This window comes from Actinomadura logoneensis (genome assembly GCF_003428695.1).
Taxonomy (GTDB): domain Bacteria; phylum Actinomycetota; class Actinomycetes; order Streptosporangiales; family Streptosporangiaceae; genus Spirillospora; species Spirillospora logoneensis.
On record NZ_QURH01000570.1, the window covers coordinates 1 to 1727 of the forward strand.

Annotated in this window: 2 protein-coding genes; both read left to right on the plus strand. The window is 76.0% G+C overall.

Annotated elements, in window-relative coordinates; genetic code table 11:
• Positions 1–947, plus strand: a 947-nt coding sequence (locus DZF91_RS24255) for an ATP-NAD kinase family protein (RefSeq protein ID WP_117359601.1), incomplete at its 5' end; no start/stop codon positions are given.
• Positions 948–949: 2 nt separating this feature from the next.
• Complete coding sequence (locus DZF91_RS24260; protein WP_117359602.1) at positions 950–1699, plus strand: SDR family NAD(P)-dependent oxidoreductase; 750 nt, start codon at positions 950–952, stop codon at positions 1697–1699.
• Positions 1700–1727: the final 28 nt, after the last annotated feature.

Here is a 1727-nt window from a genome sequence, read left to right on the forward strand (position 1 = left end):
TCGGCGCGCCGGCCGTGCTGACCGCCGCCGGGCCGATGGGCGAGGACGCGGCCCGCGCGGCCGGGCTCGACCCGGACGTCCGGTACGTCCCGTCCGGCGGGGACACCTCGGCGGCCGACACGGTCGCCGCCGCCCGCGCCCTCGCCCCCGAGGTGGACCTGCTGCTGTTCGCGGGCGGCGACGGGACGGCCCGGGACGTGCTGGACGCGGTCGGCACGTCCGTGCCCGTCCTCGGCGTCCCGACCGGTGTGAAGATGCACTCGGCGGTGTTCGGCGTGGGGCCGCGCGCCGCCGGGGAGGTCGCCGCCCGCGCCGCGGTGTCCCGCGCCTTCACCGAGGCCGAGGTGATGGACCTGGACGAGGAGGCCGTCCGGTCCGGCCGGGTCTCGGCCCGGCTGTACGGCCACCTGCTCGTCCCCGACGCGCCCGTCCGCGTGCAGCAGCGCAAGGTCGGCAGCTCGGCCGCCGACCCGTACGCGGTCGGCGGGATCGCCGCCGAGCTGGCCGGGCGCGTCGGCGGCGGCCGGCTCGTCCTCGGCCCAGGCGGGACGACCCGCGCGATCGCCGCCGCGCTCGGCGTGGACGTCCCCGTCATGGGCGTCAACGTGCTGGAGGGCGGACGGTTCGCCGCCGCCGACGTCAACGCCGCCGAACTCACCCGCCTCGTCGAGGCCGACCCGGACGGCACCTGGATCGCGGTCACCCCGATCGGCGGGCAGGGCTTCCTGCTCGGCCGGGGCAACCAGCAGATCGCGCCGGAGGTGCTGCGCGCCGTCGGCCCGGACCGGCTGCTGGCGGTCGCGACCGAGGCCAAGCTCGCCGCCCTCGGCGGCCGTCCCCTGCTGCTCGACACCGGAGACCCCGACCTGGACCGCGCCCTGGCCGGCTACCGCACCGTGATCACCGGCCGCGGCCGCACCGCCCGCTACCCCGTGCAAGGAGCCTGAACATGATCGACCTGACCGGCAAGCGCGCCGTCGTGACCGGCGCCGCGTCCGGAATCGGCCGCGCCACCGCCGAACTGCTCGCCGAGCTGGGCGCGTCCGTCGTCCTCGCCGACCTGAACGCCGACGCGGGGGAGGAGGCCGCCAAGGCCATCCCGAACGCCGTCTTCTCCCGCTGCGACGTCTCCCGGGCCGCCGACTGCGAGCGGACGATCGGCCTGGCCAGGGAGGCGTTCGGCGGCGTGGACGTGCTGTTCAACAACGCCGGGATCATCCGCCGCTCGACCGTGTGCGAGATCACCGAGGACGACTGGGACCTGGTGATGGCGGTGAACATCAAGTCGATCATGCTGATGAGCCGCTACGCCGTCCCGCTGATGGCCGAGGCGGGCGGCGGGAGCATCGTCAACACCGGTTCCGGATGGGGCATCCAGGGCGGCGCGCAGGCCGTATCGTACTGTGCGTCGAAGGGGGCGGTCGTCAACATGACCCGCGCGATGGCGATCGACCACGGTCCGCAGAAGATCCGCGTCAACTGCGTGTGCCCGGGCGACACCGCCACCGGGATGCTCGCGGACGAGGCGAGGCAGCTCGGCGAGCCGGTGGAGTCGTTCTACGCCGACGCCGCCGACCGGCCGCTCGGCCGCATCGGCACCCCGCGCGACATCGCGAGCACCGTGGCGTTCCTCGCCAGCGACGCCGCCGCCTTCGTCTCGGGCGCCGTCCTCGCCGTGGACGGCGCGGGCACCGCCTGATCCGCGGCCGGGCGCGCGGCCGCGGGGC